General features: G+C 58.8%; 19 protein-coding genes. 8 read left to right on the plus strand and 11 right to left on the minus strand.

Translation table 11 applies throughout. The features are described from left to right. The first annotated feature begins 92 nt into the window (after positions 1-92). From J2Y86_RS27870 to J2Y86_RS27880, 3 genes are all read left to right on the plus strand, one after another. Positions 93-1,343: a lipoprotein-releasing ABC transporter permease subunit gene (locus J2Y86_RS27870; RefSeq protein ID WP_253439143.1), complete on the plus strand. Its 1,251-nt coding sequence runs from the start codon at positions 93-95 to the stop codon at positions 1,341-1,343. Positions 1,344-1,350: 7 nt separating this feature from the next. Continuing rightward, positions 1,351-2,034 (plus strand): lipoprotein-releasing ABC transporter ATP-binding protein LolD, encoded by a 684-nt coding sequence (gene lolD, locus J2Y86_RS27875; RefSeq protein ID WP_167360488.1) that lies wholly within the window; start codon positions 1,351-1,353, stop codon positions 2,032-2,034. Positions 2,035-2,098: 64 nt separating this feature from the next. Continuing rightward, positions 2,099-3,343, plus strand: coding sequence for a lipoprotein-releasing ABC transporter permease subunit (locus J2Y86_RS27880; protein WP_253439147.1), 1,245 nt, complete (start codon positions 2,099-2,101; stop codon positions 3,341-3,343). Positions 3,344-3,465: 122 nt separating this feature from the next. On the opposite strand, the gene J2Y86_RS27885 is transcribed toward J2Y86_RS27880, so the two are convergent. Next, positions 3,466-4,815, minus strand: coding sequence for a heavy metal sensor histidine kinase (locus J2Y86_RS27885; RefSeq protein WP_253439150.1), 1,350 nt, complete (start codon positions 4,813-4,815; stop codon positions 3,466-3,468). Next, the gene (locus tag J2Y86_RS27890; protein ID WP_253439154.1) at positions 4,815-5,495 is read right to left on the minus strand and encodes a heavy metal response regulator transcription factor; all 681 of its coding nucleotides are present in this window, start codon (positions 5,493-5,495) and stop codon (positions 4,815-4,817) included. Before J2Y86_RS27890 ends, J2Y86_RS27885 begins: the two co-directional genes overlap by 1 nt. Positions 5,496-5,650: 155 nt before the next feature. Here J2Y86_RS27890 and copI point away from each other — a divergent pair, with 155 nt between their 5' ends. Together copI and queF are read left to right on the plus strand one after the other, a co-directional pair. Further along, positions 5,651-6,175 (plus strand): copper-resistant cuproprotein CopI, encoded by a 525-nt coding sequence (gene copI, locus J2Y86_RS27895; protein WP_253439157.1) that lies wholly within the window; start codon positions 5,651-5,653, stop codon positions 6,173-6,175. A 61-nt stretch (positions 6,176-6,236) separates the two neighbouring features. Further along, the gene (queF, locus tag J2Y86_RS27900; protein ID WP_253439161.1) at positions 6,237-7,067 is read left to right on the plus strand and encodes an NADPH-dependent 7-cyano-7-deazaguanine reductase QueF; all 831 of its coding nucleotides are present in this window, start codon (positions 6,237-6,239) and stop codon (positions 7,065-7,067) included. Between the two features lie 172 nt (positions 7,068-7,239). Here the strand turns inward: queF and J2Y86_RS27905 are convergent, their stop codons facing one another. Together J2Y86_RS27905 and J2Y86_RS27910 are read right to left on the minus strand one after the other, a co-directional pair. After that, positions 7,240-7,503, minus strand: coding sequence for a DUF4404 family protein (locus J2Y86_RS27905; protein ID WP_084323769.1), 264 nt, complete (start codon positions 7,501-7,503; stop codon positions 7,240-7,242). A gap of 109 nt (positions 7,504-7,612) precedes the next feature. Beyond that, complete coding sequence (locus J2Y86_RS27910) at positions 7,613-8,233, minus strand: HAD family phosphatase (RefSeq protein WP_253439165.1); 621 nt, start codon at positions 8,231-8,233, stop codon at positions 7,613-7,615. Between the two features lie 200 nt (positions 8,234-8,433). Between J2Y86_RS27910 and J2Y86_RS27915 the strand changes: the two genes are divergently transcribed. Next, positions 8,434-9,123 carry an MlaA family lipoprotein gene (locus tag J2Y86_RS27915; RefSeq protein WP_253439168.1) on the plus strand — a complete coding sequence of 230 codons (690 nt, stop codon included), beginning with the start codon at positions 8,434-8,436 and terminating at the stop codon, positions 9,121-9,123. 61 nt (positions 9,124-9,184) lie between these two features. On the opposite strand, the gene J2Y86_RS27920 is transcribed toward J2Y86_RS27915, so the two are convergent. After that, positions 9,185-9,484, minus strand: a complete 300-nt coding sequence (locus tag J2Y86_RS27920; RefSeq protein WP_214382023.1) for a PilZ domain-containing protein — start codon at positions 9,482-9,484, stop codon at positions 9,185-9,187. A 276-nt stretch (positions 9,485-9,760) separates the two neighbouring features. Between J2Y86_RS27920 and rssB the strand changes: the two genes are divergently transcribed. Beyond that, positions 9,761-10,942, plus strand: coding sequence for a two-component system response regulator RssB (rssB, locus tag J2Y86_RS27925; RefSeq protein WP_253439171.1), 1,182 nt, complete (start codon positions 9,761-9,763; stop codon positions 10,940-10,942). Beyond that, entirely contained in the window at positions 10,942-11,424 is a 483-nt protein-coding gene (gene rssC, locus J2Y86_RS27930) for an anti-sigma factor antagonist RssC (protein ID WP_007935262.1), read from the plus strand. The genes rssB and rssC overlap by 1 nt, the downstream gene beginning before the upstream one ends. 234 nt (positions 11,425-11,658) lie before the next feature. On the opposite strand, the gene tal is transcribed toward rssC, so the two are convergent. The 6 genes from tal to J2Y86_RS27960 all read right to left on the minus strand — a co-directional run bounded on the left by tal (position 11,659) and on the right by J2Y86_RS27960 (position 15,452). After that, on the minus strand, positions 11,659-12,618 hold the full coding sequence (gene tal / locus J2Y86_RS27935) for a transaldolase (protein WP_253439173.1): 960 nt from the start codon (positions 12,616-12,618) through the stop codon (positions 11,659-11,661). Between the two features lie 208 nt (positions 12,619-12,826). Next, positions 12,827-13,138, minus strand: coding sequence for a helix-turn-helix domain-containing protein (locus J2Y86_RS27940; RefSeq protein ID WP_033061895.1), 312 nt, complete (start codon positions 13,136-13,138; stop codon positions 12,827-12,829). Then, positions 13,125-13,445: a hypothetical protein gene (locus J2Y86_RS27945; RefSeq protein ID WP_008151354.1), complete on the minus strand. Its 321-nt coding sequence runs from the start codon at positions 13,443-13,445 to the stop codon at positions 13,125-13,127. The genes J2Y86_RS27940 and J2Y86_RS27945 overlap by 14 nt, the downstream gene beginning before the upstream one ends. Before the next feature lie 58 nt (positions 13,446-13,503). Further along, complete coding sequence (locus tag J2Y86_RS27950) at positions 13,504-13,725, minus strand: AbrB/MazE/SpoVT family DNA-binding domain-containing protein (protein ID WP_253439175.1); 222 nt, start codon at positions 13,723-13,725, stop codon at positions 13,504-13,506. Positions 13,726-13,762: 37 nt separating this feature from the next. Then, on the minus strand, positions 13,763-14,758 hold the full coding sequence (gene dusA / locus J2Y86_RS27955) for a tRNA dihydrouridine(20/20a) synthase DusA (protein WP_253439178.1): 996 nt from the start codon (positions 14,756-14,758) through the stop codon (positions 13,763-13,765). A gap of 268 nt (positions 14,759-15,026) precedes the next feature. Next, on the minus strand, positions 15,027-15,452 hold the full coding sequence (locus J2Y86_RS27960; protein ID WP_253439180.1) for a DUF2628 domain-containing protein: 426 nt from the start codon (positions 15,450-15,452) through the stop codon (positions 15,027-15,029). Between the last annotated feature and the right edge of the window lie 39 nt (positions 15,453-15,491).

Raw genomic sequence — 15,491 nt, forward strand, 5'->3', positions numbered from 1 at the left:
CGAACCCATGGTAGCGGCGGTGGTCTGAGTGTAAAGCTGGTTATCGACCCCCGCCACAAGGACGTTCCTTTTCCCTCCGAACAAGCCCCGACATGTTCAGACCTCTCTTCGTATTTATTGGCACGCGTTATACCCGTGCAAAGCGTCGCAATCATTTTGTGTCGTTCATTTCCCTGACTTCGATGATCGGTCTTGCCCTCGGCGTGATCGTGATGATCGTGGTGCTGTCGGTCATGAACGGCTTCGATCATGAGATGCGCACCCGCGTGCTGGGCATGGTGCCCCACGCGACCATCGAGTCCGGCGAGCCGATCAGCGACTGGCAAAGCCTGGCCGCCAAGGTCAAGCAGAACCCGCAGGTGACGGCCGTGGCGCCGTTTACCCAGATGCAGGGTCTGCTGACCAACAACGGCAAAGTCTCCAAAGTGCTGCTCAATGCCATCGACCCGGCGCTGGAACGCCAGGTGTCGATCATTGACAAGTTCATGCTGCAGGGAAAACTCGATGACCTCGCGCCCGGCAGTTTCGGCATCGTCATTGGCGACAAGGCGGCCGCCAAGCTCGGCGCGGCCATCGGCGACAAGCTGACCTTCGTCGCACCGGAAGTCACCGTGACCCCGGCCGGCATGTTCCCACGCATGAAACGCTTCACCGTCGTGGGCATCTTCCACGTCGGTGCCGGCGAGATCGACGGTTACCTGGGCGTCACCAACCTGCAGGACCTGGCGAAGCTGCACCGCTGGAAGCCGGATCAGGTGCAGGGCATCCGCCTGAAGTTCGACGACCTGTTCCAGGCCCCACGCACTGCGTGGAACATCGCCCAGCAGCTCGGCGAAGACCATTTCTACGCCCGCGACTGGACCCGCACCCACGGCAATCTGTATCAGGCGATCCGGATGGAAAAAGCCATGATCGGTCTGCTGTTGCTGCTGATCGTTGCCGTCGCTGCGTTCAACATCATTTCCACGCTGGTGATGGTGGTGAACGACAAGAAGGGCGATATCGCGATTCTGCGCACCCTTGGCGCCACACCGCGTTCGATCATGGCGATCTTCATGGTCCAGGGCACCGTCATTGGCGTGGTCGGCACGTTGATCGGCGCCGTGGTCGGGATTTTCGCCGCGCTGAACGTCAGCGCCGCGATCTCGGCCCTCGAAGGGCTGATCGGGCACAAATTCCTCAACGCCGACGTGTACTTCATCGATTACCTGCCGTCGCAAGTGCAGAGCCAGGATGTGTTGATGGTCTGCGCCGCCGCGTTGGTCCTGAGTTTCCTCGCCACCCTGTATCCAGCCTGGCGTGCCGCGCGCACCCAGCCTGCGGAGGCGCTACGTTATGAGTGAGTCGGGCATGAGTGATAAAGCAATCTTGAGCTGCCGCAACCTGGGCAAATCCTACGAGGAAGGCCCGGAGTCGGTAGAGGTACTGGCGGGTCTGCAGCTGGAGCTGCATCCGGGTGAGCGCGTGGCGATTGTCGGCACGTCGGGGTCGGGCAAAAGTACCTTGCTCAACCTGCTGGGCGGCCTCGACACGCCCACCAAGGGCAGCGTCTGGCTCGACGGCGAAGAGCTTTCGGCGCTGAGCGAGAAAAATCGTGGCCTGCTGCGTAACCGTTCCCTCGGGTTCGTGTACCAATTCCACCATTTGCTGCCGGAATTCACCGCGCTGGAAAACGTCTGCATGCCGCTGCTGATCGGCAAGACAGCGATCCCCGAAGCACGTCAGCGTGCGACGGCGTTGCTGGAGCGGGTAGGGCTGGGCCATCGCCTGGAGCACAAGCCGTCCGAATTGTCCGGTGGCGAACGCCAGCGGGTGGCCATCGCCCGCGCCCTGGTGAACAAGCCAGGCCTGGTGATGCTCGACGAGCCGACCGGCAACCTCGACTCCCACACCGCCCAGGGCATTCAGGATTTGATGCTGGAACTCAGCACCTCGATGCGCACGGCGTTCCTGGTGGTGACCCACGACATGAACCTGGCTCGTCAGATGGATCGCGTCCTGCATTTGCAGGAAGGTTGCCTGACGCCTATCTGATTGGTCGAAACCCGATGTCTGAAAAGGCGTCGGGTCTTTTTGTTTTTATACGGTGCCCCAGCGAATGTTCAGACCGTTATCGATCTTTATCGGCACGCGCTATACCCGCGCCAAGCGCCGCAATCGCTTTGTTTCGTTCATCTCGATGACCTCGATGATCGGCCTCGCCCTCGGCGTCCTGGCGATGATCGTGGTGTTGTCGGTGATGAACGGCTTCCAGCGCGAAATGAGTTCGCGCATCCTCGGCATGGTGCCTCACGCGACTATCGTCGGCGTCAATCCGATCGATGATTGGCAGCCGGTGGCCGCGGCCGCGATGAAAAATCCGGAAGTGACCGCCGCTGTGCCGTTCACCGAGATGGAAGGCATGCTCTCCTATAAAGGCACGATGCAGCCGATTCAGGTCAGCGGTGTCGATCCGGCGCTGGAAGGCAAGGTGTCGATCGTGGCTCAGCACATCGTTCAGGGCCGTCTCGATGCCTTGAAGCCAGGCGAGTTCGGCGTAGTGATCGGCGAGATCACAGCGCGACGGTTCCGCTTGAATGTGGGCGACAAGATCACCCTGATCGTGCCGGAAGTCAGCAACGCACCGGGCGGGATTACCCCGCGCATGCAGCGCCTGAACGTGGTTGGTGTGTTCAAGGTCGGTGCCGAGCTGGACGGTTCGATGGCGCTGATCCACGTTGCCGATGCCGCGCAGATGCAGCATTGGGAACCGAATCAGGTGCAGAGCGTGCGCCTGGCGGTGAAGGATTTATACGCGGCGCCGCAGGTATCCAGCGATATCGCGGGCGGCCTGGGCACGGCTTACAAGGCTGACGACTGGACCCACACCCAGGGCAGCCTGTTCAGCGCGATGAAAATGGAAAAAACCATGATCGGCTTGCTGTTGCTGATGATCGTTGCAGTGGCGGCGTTCAACATCATCGCGACACTGATCATGGTGGTGAACGACAAAGGCGCGGACATCGCGATCCTGCGCACCATCGGCGCCACGCCTCGGCAGATCATGGCGATTTTCATGGTCCAGGGCACGGTGATCGGGGTGGTCGGCACCTTGATCGGTGGCGTGCTCGGCGTGATTGCGGCGCTGAACGTCAGTGAGCTGGTGGGCTGGATGGAGCGGGTGAGCGGGCAGCACATCTTCAGTTCCGATGTGTATTTCGTCAGCAACTTGCCTTCGGAGTTGCAGGGTGGGGATGTGCTGTTGATCTGTTCTGCGGGGTTTGTGCTGAGCTTCCTGGCCACGGTTTACCCGGCATGGCGTGCGGCGAAGATCGAGCCGGCTCACGCGCTTCGGTATTCGTAATCCGGTAGACCGCTTTCGCGGGCAAGCCTCGCTCCTACAGGGTCTATGTCGATTGCATCTTTGCGTTCGACACAAAACCGTAGGAGCGAGGCTTGCCCGCGAAGGGGCCAGCCCTGCTGGCCTTAATCCCCTTTTGGCAACTCAATCACAAACCTGGTCCATCCATCAGCCGATTCACAACGAATCTGCCCACCATGGGCACGCACGATCGACTGGGTAATCGCCAATCCCAACCCCGCATGTTCACTGCTGCCTTCCTGTCTGGCCGGATCCGCCCGGTAGAAGCGATCAAACAAACGCGGCAGTAATGTCCCGTCAATGCCTTCGCCGCTGTTCTCAACCGTCAGGTTCAACGCTTCAGGTCGCTCGATAATCCGCACGCGAACCTCACCCTCGGCCGGCGTAAACCGCAACGCGTTGTCCAGCAAATTGGACAGTGCACGCCGCAGCATGCTGCGGTCACCCTCCATGCGCGCATGACCTTCACGACTCAGCGTCACCCGAGCGTCCTCGGCCAACGGCGCAAAAAACTCCAGCAACACATCCGCTTCCTCCGCCAACTCCAGCGGTTCGCGCTTGGGCGTCAGCAAACCATGGTCGGCTTTCGCCAGGTACAACATGTCGTTGACCAGTTGCGCCATCCATTGCAGTTCTTCGAGGTTGCTGTGCAGCGCCTCGCGGTAGTCCTCGATGGGCCGCGGGCGGGTGAGGGTGACCTGGGTGTGGGTCAGCAGGTTTGACAGTGGCGTGCGCAGCTCATGGGCGATGTCGGCGGAAAACGCCGAGAGCCGCTGAAACGAGTCGTCGAGGCGTCCGAGCATGGCGTTGAAGTGGTGGGCCATTTCCGCGAGTTCTGGCGGCATGTCGTCTTCGGGCAGGCGAGCGTTGAGCGATTGCGCCGAAACTCCGCGGGCGACCGCACTCATGCGGCGCAATGGACGCAGCCCGCTGCGCGCCGCCCAGGCACCGAGCAGCGCCGTGGCCAGGGCAGACAAACCCACGGTGAGCCAGATCAGGTGCTGCATGCGTTGCAGAAAGTGCTGGTGATGGGTGATGTCCAGCAGCAGGGTCAATTGTGGTGAATCAGGCTTGTCGACAAACAATGGAGCGTTCAGGACGCGGTAGTCGGTGTCGTTGTCGTTAATGGTCGATAAGCCCGGTTTGTGCGGGAGCTTGTCGGGTACACGCGTGGAGCTGTCATACCAGCGTTGGCCATCGCTGCCGGTAATGCGCAGTGAAAGATCAGCCTCACGACTCAATTCATCCGCCAGCCTGATTTCGCTGTCACTCGATCGGATATCGTGAAGCGCCCGACGCAAACCGATCAACTTACCGTCCAGCAACTGCTGATCCAGTTCAACAAAATGCGCTTCGCTGGCGCGACTGAACAACACCCCGGCAAACAACGAAACCACGGCAGTGCAGGCGGCAAACAGCAACGCGAGGCGGCTGCTCAAGGACAATCGGCGCATCAGGCAGGACGCTCTTCAAGGACATAACCCATGCCGCGCACGGTGTGGATCAACTTGTTCGGGAATTCGTCGTCGATCTTCAGGCGCAACCGGCGGATGGCGACTTCGATGACATTGGTGTCGCTGTCGAAGTTCATGTCCCAGACCTGCGAAGCAATCAGCGACTTGGGCAACACTTCACCCTGACGTCGCAGGAGCATTTCCAGCAGGGCGAATTCCTTGGCGGTCAGGTCGATGCGTTGACCGCTGCGTTCGACGCGGCGACGGATCAAATCCAGGCGCAAATCGGCCAGTTGCAGGCTGGTTTCCTGAGGCGGGGCGCTGCCACGGCGCAACAGGCTGCGGACCCGGGCCAGCAGTTCGGAGAAGGCGAACGGCTTGACCAGGTAATCGTCGGCGCCGAGTTCGAGGCCGTGGACCCTGTCTTCCACCGCATCTCGCGCTGTCAGAAAAAGTACCGGCGTTTCGAGGCCGGCGCTGCGCACGGCTTGCAGGATCTGCCAGCCATCGCGCCCCGGCAGCATCACATCGAGGATCAATAGCGCGTAATCGCCGCTCAGCGCCAATTGCAGACCGGAGTTGCCGTCGGCCACCAGCTCGGCGTTGAATCCGGCCTCGGCCAGGCCCTGGCGCAGGTAGTGGCCGGTTTTCGGTTGGTCTTCGACGATCAGTAGTTTCATGGGCGACTCGAGGTAAGTGGAACGAACGCTTTATACCGTGGGCAGCGTCAGTACAGGCCAACCTGACAAAGTTGTAATCTGGCCGTCAGCTTGTGGGCAGTGGCTGCAGTTTAAAGTTTTCCACAGGCTGAACCTTATCTTGTTGGAGTACGACTATGTTTTTGCGCACACCTCTGATGCTGGTTGCGTGTTTGCTGGCGCTGAGCTCGCCGGCGTGGGCAGCGCCGACGCACACCTACGACTTCGGTCAACCGGCTCCGGCCGCAAAGGCGGGCCGCAGCGTCGAAGTGGTGATGGGTGACATGTCGTTTACGCCCAAGGCCATCGATATCAAGGCCGGTGAGACGATTCGTTTTGTGCTGGTGAATAAAGGCCAGTTGCTGCACGAATTCAACCTCGGCGACGCGGCGATGCATGCAAAACATCAGCAGGAAATGTTGAAGATGCAGCAGAGCGGCATGCTCACGCCTACAGGCATGAAGGAAATGGACCACAGTTCGATGGCCGGCATGGATCACGGAATGATGAAACACGATGACCCGAATAGTGTCCTCGTCGAACCCGGCAAAACCGCCGAGCTGACCTGGACCTTCACCAAGGCCACCAGTCTGGAATTTGCCTGCAATATCCCTGGCCACTATCAGGCTGGCATGGTCGGCAAGTTGACTGTCAGTCAGTAAGCACTCAAAGACGGGAGCAAAGGCTGGTAGAATCCGCTGATTCTTCAGTCAGGTTTCCGCCATGCATCCCGCAGCCGAACACTCGCCGCTGGGCAAATCCAGCGAATACATCGCCACTTACACGCCGTCCTTGCTGTTCCCGATCCCGCGCACCGCGAAATGGGCCGAGCTGGGTCTGACGGCTGAAACCCTGCCGTACAAGGGCGTGGATTTCTGGAACTGCTTCGAGCTGTCGTGGCTGTTGCCGTCCGGCAAACCCGTGGTGGCGATCGGCGAATTCAGCATCCCGGCGGATTCGCCGAACATCATCGAATCCAAGTCGTTCAAACTGTACCTGAACTCGCTGAACCAGACGCCGTTTGCCGACACCGCGAGCCTTGAAGCGACGCTGGTGAAAGACCTGTCCGCTGCGGCGGGTAAACCGGTTGGCGTGCGGATTCGCAGCCTGAAAGACGTTGAAGCCGAAGGCGTCGTGGCGCTGCCGGGCGTGTGCATCGATGATCTGGAGATCAGCGTCAGCAACTACGAGCATCCGCGTCCGGAGCTGCTGCGTTGCGACGAGTCGCGCGTTGTCGAAGAGAGCGTGCACAGTCATCTGCTCAAGTCCAATTGCCCGGTTACCAGCCAGCCGGACTGGGGCAGCGTGGCGGTGGAATACCGTGGCGCGGCGCTGGATCATGCGAGTTTGCTGGAGTACATCGTGAGTTTCCGCCAGCACTCGGACTTCCATGAGCAGTGCGTGGAGCGGATTTTCCTCGACCTGCAGCGGCTGCTGAAACCCGAGAAACTGACGGTGTATGCGCGCTATGTGCGGCGTGGAGGGTTGGATATCAACCCGTATCGCAGCACTGAAGACGTTCAACTGCCGAACCACCGTCTGGTCCGCCAATAAAGATCTAATGTGGGAGCGGGCTTGCTCGCGAATGCGGTGTATCAGTCGGCATTGATGGTGCCTGATAAACCGCATTCGCGAGCAAGCCCGCTCCCACAGGGGAATGCGTTACAAATCGTAGATATGAAAAAGCCCCGCTATCGCTAGCGGGGCTTTTTTGTATCCGGTGGCTTCAGATCCCCATATTGCCCAAGGCCTGCACGATGTTGCGCAGTGTGCCGGCGAGAGTAGGGTGCTCAATTTCGAAACGTTCTACGGCCAAATTCACATTGTCGGAGAGGCTGGAGTCCTGGGTTTTGGTTTCCAGTTCAATCTCAAGTTCGATCTGTTGCATCAGTGCATGCAGGTCTTCGCGCTCGGCTTCCGTCAGCGGCGGATTCTGTTCCAATTGCTCGCGCAGAGTATTGAGCTGTTCTTGCAGTTCGCGGGCAGGCATGGCGTTCTTCCTTTTATCGATAGGCACTGGCATAGACCGTAGCAGCGCGCCAAAGGTCTATGGCTGACCTTTAGATTAATCCACTCGCGCGAAACCTGCATGATCCGGGTCAGGGCTTTTCACCCTTGAGGCGACGCAGGCTGATGTCGGCCAGGCAGTTGTCGAGTTCGCCCAGGTGATCGATCACTGAGTGCACGCCCAGACTGAACAGCTGCACCGTCGCCTTGCCGCGCAGGTGTTCGCGTTCCTTCTGGCTCAAGGCCTGCCATTCGCTGGGCGCCAGCCCGCAAAGCGAGCCGCAGGAGGCCAGGCCAATCGTCCACAGCCCGGCGTTCAGGCCCGACTGCAGCAGTCGCGGTTCGCCGCTGACCAGCACGCAGCCATCCAGGCGCTCGACATTCAGCGCCATCAAGGCTTCCCAGCACGCATTCGGCGCGGGCCAAGGATTGATTGTTGCGGGGTGTTGCGAAGGTTTGATCCATTCCGGTAGAGCGGCCGCCAGGGAATGGCTGAGGGCAGGGGCGAGTTCGTCGAGCCAGGCACAGGGAATCTGCTGACGTTGCAGGCTGTGCAAACTGTCCAGGGCACCCGGCGTGACCTCGGCGTGCTCGGCAGAATGGGCGTCGTGCTGGCGCGTGCGGGCGCCGAAATCCACCAGGCATCCGCTGAGGCCGAACAGGACGGCGGTCAGGCTGGGTGCGGCGAGGGGCAAGGCTTCGGCGTGCGGCATGTCAACGTCCCTGAAATAGCGACAAGGCTATGCGTGGCCGGTGACAGTTGGATGACATTGATGTGAATCACTCACACTCAGGGCGAATCATCCGAACGCCATCACGCACGATACTGCCTAAAGCGGCTTTTCCACCTTATACTAACCAGCTTCATGCCCGGGCCAAGACGCCCGCGCCAGTACAAACCAAGGAGTTTTCTATGCGCTGGAGCAATCATCTAGCTCAGCTTTTCGTATGCGCCAGTGTGTTACTGGCTCCGTTCGTTGCCCAGGCAGCCTCGGAAGACGACCCTTGGGAAAGCATCAACCGTCCTATCTACAAATTCAACGATGTGGTCGATACCTATGCGCTGAAGCCGTTGGCGCAGGGCTACCAGTTCGTCACCCCGCAGTTTCTCGAAGACGGCATCCACAACATGTTCCGCAACGTCGGTGATGTCACCAACCTTGCCAACAACATCTTGCAGGCCAAACCGGCCGCGGCCGGGGTCGATACCGCGCGCCTGATCTTCAACACCACGTTCGGCGTGCTGGGCTTCTTCGACGTGGGCACCAAAATGGGCCTGAACCGCAGCGACGAAGACTTCGGTCAGACGCTGGGCTACTGGGGTGTAGGCAGCGGCCCGTACGTGATGCTGCCGTTGCTCGGCCCAAGCACTCTGCGTGATGCTCCGGCGAAATACGTCGATGGCTACACCGGCCCATACCCGTACATTCACGATGTGCCCGTGCGTAATTCGATCTTCGGCCTGAACATCGTCGACACCCGCGCCAGCCTGCTGTCGGCCGAGAAGCTGATCAGTGGCGACAAGTACACCTTCATCCGCAATGCGTACTTGCAGAACCGCGAATTCAAAGTGAAGGACGGTCAGGTCGAAGACGATTTCTGATTTCGACCGATAAAACGAAGAAGGCGGCCAGTTGGCCGCCTTCTTTGCTTTTGGATCCGGGTTATTTCATCTTCAAGATTGTAAGGCCGAGTTTCTGACTGCCGCCGTCCTGTTCTTTGACCCACACCACTTCGGTGTCGGCTTCGAGGCCTTTGAGCGCCGCATGATCGGAATCGATCCGCACGCTCAGGCGGTCGCCGACCTTGAACAAGCGAGGCGCCTCAACCTGCATGCCACTGCTGGAAAGGTCGATGCAGACGGCTGCAACCTCGTCCCCTTCGTGAATAAGCGCGACATCGGCATCGACCCGCATGCGGATGAAATCACGCTTTTCACTGTAGTCCCGATCGGTTTGACTCATGGGCTTCGTCCTTCCATTGAGTTACGGTTTTGTCTGTTCTTATAACTCCCGGTGATTTGACAAGTAAAGACGTCAAGCGACCATCGGCGTGAGCTTGAAACGCCCCGCGGATGGGAGTACCGTCTGCGCCTTAGAAGGGCACCTCTGGTGTGCCTGTGAGTAGGGTGAATGCCCGAAAGCGGTGCAACAGAGAGGCTAGAAAGCGAATCCAGTAGTGTGCGCGGGGTCAATTGCCCAGCCTGCTACGCCAACCTAATTCTGGCGCCGTTTGCCCACATGCCAAAAACCAGTGCCACGCTGCTGATAATCGATGATGACGAAGTAGTGCGCGCGAGCCTCGCCGCCTATTTGGAAGACAGTGGTTTCAGCGTCTTGCAGGCCAGCAATGGCCAGCAGGGTCTTCAGGTATTCGAGCAATACAAGCCCGACTTGGTCATCTGCGATCTGCGCATGCCGCAGATGGGCGGACTCGAACTCATCCGCCAGGTCACCGAGCGGTCACCGCAAACCCCAGTTATTGTGGTGTCGGGTGCCGGCGTGATGAACGACGCGGTCGAGGCCTTGCGCCTGGGCGCGGCGGATTACCTGATCAAGCCTCTCGAAGATCTGGCCGTGCTCGAGCACTCCGTGCGCCGGGCCCTGGATCGCGCGCGCCTGCTGCTGGAAAACCAGCGCTACCGCGAGAAGCTGGAAAAGGCCAACCGCGAGCTCGAAGCCAGCCTGAACCTGCTCCAGGAAGACCAGAACGCCGGTCGCCAGGTGCAGATGAACATGCTGCCGGTCAGCCCCTGGACCATCGACGAGTTCCAGTTTGCTCACCAGATCATCCCGTCGCTGTACCTGTCGGGTGATTTCGTCGACTACTTTCGGGTCGACGAGCGTCGGGTAGCGTTCTACCTGGCGGACGTTTCCGGTCATGGTGCCTCTTCAGCCTTCGTCACCGTGCTGCTGAAATTCATGACCACGCGCTTGTTGTTCGAATCCAAGCGCAACGGCACATTGCCGGAATTCAAGCCTTCAGAGGTCCTTGGTCATATCAACCGGGGCCTGATCAGTTGTAAGCTGGGTAAACACGTCACAATGGTCGGTGGAGTCATCGACGAGGAGACAGGTTTGTTGACCTATAGCATCGGCGGTCATTTGCCGTTGCCTGTGTTGTACACGCCAGACAGTGTCCGTTATCTGGAAGGGCGTGGTCTGCCGGTGGGCCTCTTCAATGAAGCCACCTACGAAGACCACGTGCTGGAACTGCCGCCGACGTTCAGCCTGACGCTGATGTCTGATGGCATTCTGGACCTTTTGCCAGAACCTACACTCAAAGAAAAAGAAGCGGCTTTGCCCCAGCGGGTCAAGGCAGCGGGCGGCACCCTGGATGGGTTGCGGCAGGTTTTTGGATTGGCCACGCTAGGGGAGATGCCGGATGATATCGCCCTGTTGGTGTTGAGCAGGAATCTTTAATGAGTACCGGTAGAATCCAGTTCGCCGAGCAGGACGGCACCTTCGTCCTGAAGTTCGTCGGTGAAGTTCGCCTGACCCTGTGTTCGGCGTTGGATGCGACTATTGAGCGGATCTTCACGGCGTTGAATTTCAACGCGATCGTGATCGACCTGACCGAAACCCGCAGCATCGACAGCACCACCCTTGGCCTGCTGGCCAAATTGTCGATCCTGTCGCGGCAAAAGGTCGGCCTGCTGCCGACCGTCGTCACCACCCACGAAGACATCACCCGTCTGCTGCAGTCCATGGGCTTCGAGCAGGTGTTCAACATCGTTGACCGCCCGATCCCGTGCCCTGAGTGCCTGACCGACCTGCCAGACCAGGATCAGTCCGAGGAAGTGGTGCGGATCAAAGTGCTCGAAGCGCACAAGATCCTGATGGGGCTGAACGATTCGAATCGTGAAGCGTTCCATGATCTGGTGAATGCGCTGGAGCGGCATTGATCTCAAGGTGATGTAGTCCGCGGACTGGCCTGTTCGCGGGCAAGCCTCGCTCCTACGGTTTTGCGTCGTTCAAATGACCACGACCCGACACATTCCCCTGTAGGAGCGAGGCTTGCCCGCGAAAGCGCCCCGCACGACCTCCTCATCCGTCAGCGCGAAGCCAACACCAGACAAACATCCACAAAAAAGGGCGAACCCAATGGGTTCGCCCTTTTGTATTGCGTCGAAACTAGATCACAGCTTGGCCTGCAGCAGCGCCTCAAGCTTCTCCTGATCCCGGGCAAACTGACGAATCCCCTCAGCCAGTTTCTCGGTCGCCATCGCATCTTCGTTGGACAACCAACGGAACTGCGCTTCATTCAGGCTCAAACGCGCCTCACCGGCATGGCCCGGCGCCAATTTGCGCTCCAGCTTGCCCGTATCCGCCGCCAATTTGCGCTCCAGCTTGCCCGTATCCGCCGCCAGCTTGTCGATCAAGTCCGGGCTGATGGTCAAACGGTCGCAACCGGCCAACTGCTCGATCTGATTCAGATTACGGAAGCTCGCGCCCATGACCACGGTCTTGTAGTCATTGGCCTTGTAGTAGTTGTAAATGCGCGTCACCGACTGCACGCCCGGATCATCCGCGCCGGTGTAGTCGTTGCCGTTGGCCTTCTTGTACCAGTCGTAGATCCGACCCACGAACGGCGAAATCAGGAACACACCTGCATCCGCACACGCCGCCGCTTGCGCGAACGAGAACAGCAGCGTCAGGTTGGTCTGGATGCCTTCTTTTTCCAGAATCTCGGCAGCGCGGATGCCTTCCCAGGTGGAAGCGATCTTGATCAGCACGCGGTCGCGGCCGATGCCGGCCTTGTCGTACAGCTCGATCAGACGGTGCGCACGCTTCAATACGGCGTCAGTGTCGAACGACAGGCGCGCATCCACCTCAGTGGAAATACGGCCAGGAATCACCTTCAGAATTTCTTGCCCTACCGCAACGCCAAAACGGTCACTGGCCAGGCCCACATCGCCCTTGCAGTCGCTGACGCAAGCGTTCAGCAATTCGGCATAACCAGGAATGGCCGCCGCTTTGAGCAGCAGGGAAGGGTTGGTGGTAGCGTCCACCGGTTTAACGCGAGCGATCGCTTCGAAGTCGCCGGTGTCGGCAACCACGGTGGTCATCTGTTTGAGTTGTTCCAGCTTGGAAGTCATGGGCGTGCTCTGTCCTATGGGTCTAATGACATTACCCGAGCGCTGACAGCCACTCAAGGGTGTGTGTACGTATCGAGGGCCTCAGCGGCAACAACCTGAAAACGGCTGTTTGAATGGCGGGGCGCAGTATCGATAAATACGATGCCAAATCAGACCACAGGTTCAACCCAGGCGACCGTTAACGCCCAGAAGGTCCACAGTCATGACTTCAGTTCGCCAATACGTCTCGGAAAACGTCAGGGCGAATAGCTGCGATATGAAGGAGCGATCGTGCAGCCCCAGAAGGGGACCGTCGTCCTTGTTCCCACTCCTGCAGAGTGCGTACGGAAACGCCCAGCAGCTCCGCAAACTTCGGTTGTGATAGACCGGTTTTGCTTCGGGCCTCTGCAGCCTCGGTTACTTCAACTTTGTGAACGTCGCCGTGTAGGCCGGCTTTGACTTCAAGAATCGACGCCAACAGTTCTTCGCCAATATTGCGTTTGGCATCCCGTTCCATCAGTTCTTTTTCAGTTAGGGGCATGATTCAGCTCCTTTGCGATTTTGCGCAGTATATGCGCGGGGATGTTCTCTGTGGCGCCTTTGCCGTAGATCAGCAATGTGACCAAGGCGCCGCTGGCAAGTTGCGCGATGTAGATAATTCTAACCGCGCCACTTTTACCGCGACCATCCATGCTCCAACGCACTTTTCGGCATCCCTCCGAGCCCGGGATCACTGCGCCTGCGTCCGGATTGTTTGCCAGATAGGACATGAACGCACCGCGTTCTTCTTCAGTCCAGTAATCCGGCCAGAGTTTTGTAAATATCTTGGATTCAATGATTGTCAGCATGGTTGCGATCATACGTCTTTGACGTAGTGGCTGACAATTGGAGGCTAATTGCCTTTTATTAGATCCGGCGACGGGTTCGGCTCACAACTCCTATCGTCTTGGACCGCTTGCAGATAAGACCTTTGAGCGCATGAACCGAGCCCGTCTTGGCCAAAAATTCAACACTGCCGTCTCGCAACGTTACAAATTCGACGTGATCACCTGCGGCCAACCCGAGCGAGGTGCGAACCTGCGCCGGAATGGTAATTCGTCCTTGCGTCGTTAGCCTCGCAGTTGCCATCAATGACACTCCATTAACGTAGCTAGGGACTTTCCGGTTACCGCCCCTCCAACAACTCCGCCGCCTGATCCAGCAACACCAAAGGCTCCTTGGCCTTGTGAATATCCACCGACAACAACTGCCGAAACTTGCGTGCCCCCGGAAACCCGGTGCCCAGCCCCAGCACATGCCGGGTGATGTGATGCATCGAGCCGCCCGCATCAATGTGCGCCGCTATGTAAGGCCGCAACTGCGCCAGCGCCTCGGCCCGGCTGATCACCGGCGCCGTGCTGCCGAACAGTTGCTGATCCACCTCGGCCATCACATAAGGATTGTGATACGCCTCACGGCCGAGCATCACACCGTCGAACGTCTGCAAATGCTCGTGACAGGCCTCCAGCGTCTTGATCCCGCCGTTGAGAATGATCTCCAGCTCCGGAAAATCCTTCTTCAACTGCGCCGCCACGTCATACCGCAGAGGCGGAATGTCGCGATTCTCCTTCGGCGACAACCCCTCCAGAATCGCAATCCGCGCATGCACCGTAAAACTCGTGCACCCGGCATCGCGAACCGTGCCGACGAAATCACACAACTCCTCGTAACTGTCCCGCCCATTAATCCCGATGCGATGCTTCACCGTCACCGGAATCGACACCGCGTCACGCATCGCCTTCACACAATCCGCCACCAACTGCGGATGCCCCATCAGCACCGCGCCGATCATATTGTTCTGCACCCGATCACTCGGGCAGCCGACATTCAGGTTCACCTCGTCATAACCGTGCTCCTGCGCCATGCGCGCGCAAGCGGCCAGGTCCAGCGGGACGCTGCCGCCGAGTTGCAGGGCGAGCGGGTGTTCGGCTTCGTTGTGACGCAGGAAGCGGTCGTGATCGCCGTTGAGGAGTGCGCCGGTGGTGACCATTTCGGTGTAGAGGAGGGCGTGCTTGGAGAGCAGGCGTAGGAAATACCTGCAATGCCTGTCAGTCCAATCCATCATCGGGGCGACGGAGAAGCGGCGGGAGAGCGGGGCGGGCGTGGCGGTGATTGGGGGCATTGGCGGTTCTGGAATGGGTGAGGCTGGGAGGTGGGGAGTTTATCAGGATTGGGGTTGCGGGGCTTAGGCGAGTCTTGTTGCCGTTGTTCAGGGCATCTGAACAACGGCATGAGAGGAATTCGACGATGGGGGACGAGATTGCATGGTAAAGAGAAACCGAACCCCGTCATTTCAATAACGGGGTGCTAGTCCAGAGCAGTTGAAGAGCTGGTGTAAAGTAAGGGAACAACTGAACTCTGCAGGGTGCATTTCGATCCAGAGAGTTCGTTTAGACGATCTTCAACCCTTCGAAAGGGTTCCAGCCTTGCGAACCTTTTACCTGTTTCAGGTAGTAGGCATAGTTGACGCTCAACCCATACATAAGTGCAAAGACGACGTTCAGGCCGCTGCCTAAGGCTTTGGGCATTTCATAGCCGAGGATTGCAAAGGTGAACGTCAGGCCGAAGGTGATGCCAACGATGATCGCTATGAGTGCCAGGTTCTTTTTCCACAGACCGAGCACAAAAAGATAAATCGGCCCGAAGAAAATAGCGATGAAGTTTATATTGATCAGCATGCGCTTACGGGTCGGTAGTTGCTTGAGCGCCGAACTGAAGTTGGGGCTTTTGGGGCTGCCGTTCTGATTGAAAAAAGCGAAACGCTCTTTCCATTTTGGGCTGGCATTGTCGGTTTGCAATTCATCCGTGTTGCTCATGTTCTGTCCTTTTTTGGGTGGCGCTCGGTCGAGGTATCG

The sequence above is a fragment of the Pseudomonas migulae genome (assembly GCF_024169315.1).
Lineage (GTDB): Bacteria > Pseudomonadota > Gammaproteobacteria > Pseudomonadales > Pseudomonadaceae > Aquipseudomonas > Aquipseudomonas migulae_B.

Excerpts from the sequence above, each read along its gene's own strand:
- J2Y86_RS27870 (WP_253439143.1), top strand. The coding sequence starts at position 93 with ATGTTCAGACCTCTCTTCGTATTTATTGGCACGCGTTATACCCGTGCA.
- lolD (WP_167360488.1), top strand. The coding sequence starts at position 1,351 with ATGAGTGATAAAGCAATCTTGAGCTGCCGCAACCTGGGCAAATCCTAC.
- J2Y86_RS27880 (WP_253439147.1), top strand. The coding sequence starts at position 2,099 with ATGTTCAGACCGTTATCGATCTTTATCGGCACGCGCTATACCCGCGCC.
- J2Y86_RS27885 (WP_253439150.1), bottom strand. The coding sequence starts at position 4,815 with ATGCGCCGATTGTCCTTGAGCAGCCGCCTCGCGTTGCTGTTTGCCGCC.
- J2Y86_RS27890 (WP_253439154.1), bottom strand. The coding sequence starts at position 5,495 with ATGAAACTACTGATCGTCGAAGACCAACCGAAAACCGGCCACTACCTG.
- copI (WP_253439157.1), top strand. The coding sequence starts at position 5,651 with ATGTTTTTGCGCACACCTCTGATGCTGGTTGCGTGTTTGCTGGCGCTG.
- queF (WP_253439161.1), top strand. The coding sequence starts at position 6,237 with ATGCATCCCGCAGCCGAACACTCGCCGCTGGGCAAATCCAGCGAATAC.
- J2Y86_RS27905 (WP_084323769.1), bottom strand. The coding sequence starts at position 7,503 with ATGCCTGCCCGCGAACTGCAAGAACAGCTCAATACTCTGCGCGAGCAA.
- J2Y86_RS27910 (WP_253439165.1), bottom strand. The coding sequence starts at position 8,233 with ATGCCGCACGCCGAAGCCTTGCCCCTCGCCGCACCCAGCCTGACCGCC.
- J2Y86_RS27915 (WP_253439168.1), top strand. The coding sequence starts at position 8,434 with ATGCGCTGGAGCAATCATCTAGCTCAGCTTTTCGTATGCGCCAGTGTG.
- J2Y86_RS27920 (WP_214382023.1), bottom strand. The coding sequence starts at position 9,484 with ATGAGTCAAACCGATCGGGACTACAGTGAAAAGCGTGATTTCATCCGC.
- rssB (WP_253439171.1), top strand. The coding sequence starts at position 9,761 with ATGCCAAAAACCAGTGCCACGCTGCTGATAATCGATGATGACGAAGTA.
- rssC (WP_007935262.1), top strand. The coding sequence starts at position 10,942 with ATGAGTACCGGTAGAATCCAGTTCGCCGAGCAGGACGGCACCTTCGTC.
- tal (WP_253439173.1), bottom strand. The coding sequence starts at position 12,618 with ATGACTTCCAAGCTGGAACAACTCAAACAGATGACCACCGTGGTTGCC.
- J2Y86_RS27940 (WP_033061895.1), bottom strand. The coding sequence starts at position 13,138 with ATGCCCCTAACTGAAAAAGAACTGATGGAACGGGATGCCAAACGCAAT.
- J2Y86_RS27945 (WP_008151354.1), bottom strand. The coding sequence starts at position 13,445 with ATGCTGACAATCATTGAATCCAAGATATTTACAAAACTCTGGCCGGAT.
- J2Y86_RS27950 (WP_253439175.1), bottom strand. The coding sequence starts at position 13,725 with ATGGCAACTGCGAGGCTAACGACGCAAGGACGAATTACCATTCCGGCG.
- dusA (WP_253439178.1), bottom strand. The coding sequence starts at position 14,758 with ATGCCCCCAATCACCGCCACGCCCGCCCCGCTCTCCCGCCGCTTCTCC.
- J2Y86_RS27960 (WP_253439180.1), bottom strand. The coding sequence starts at position 15,452 with ATGAGCAACACGGATGAATTGCAAACCGACAATGCCAGCCCAAAATGG.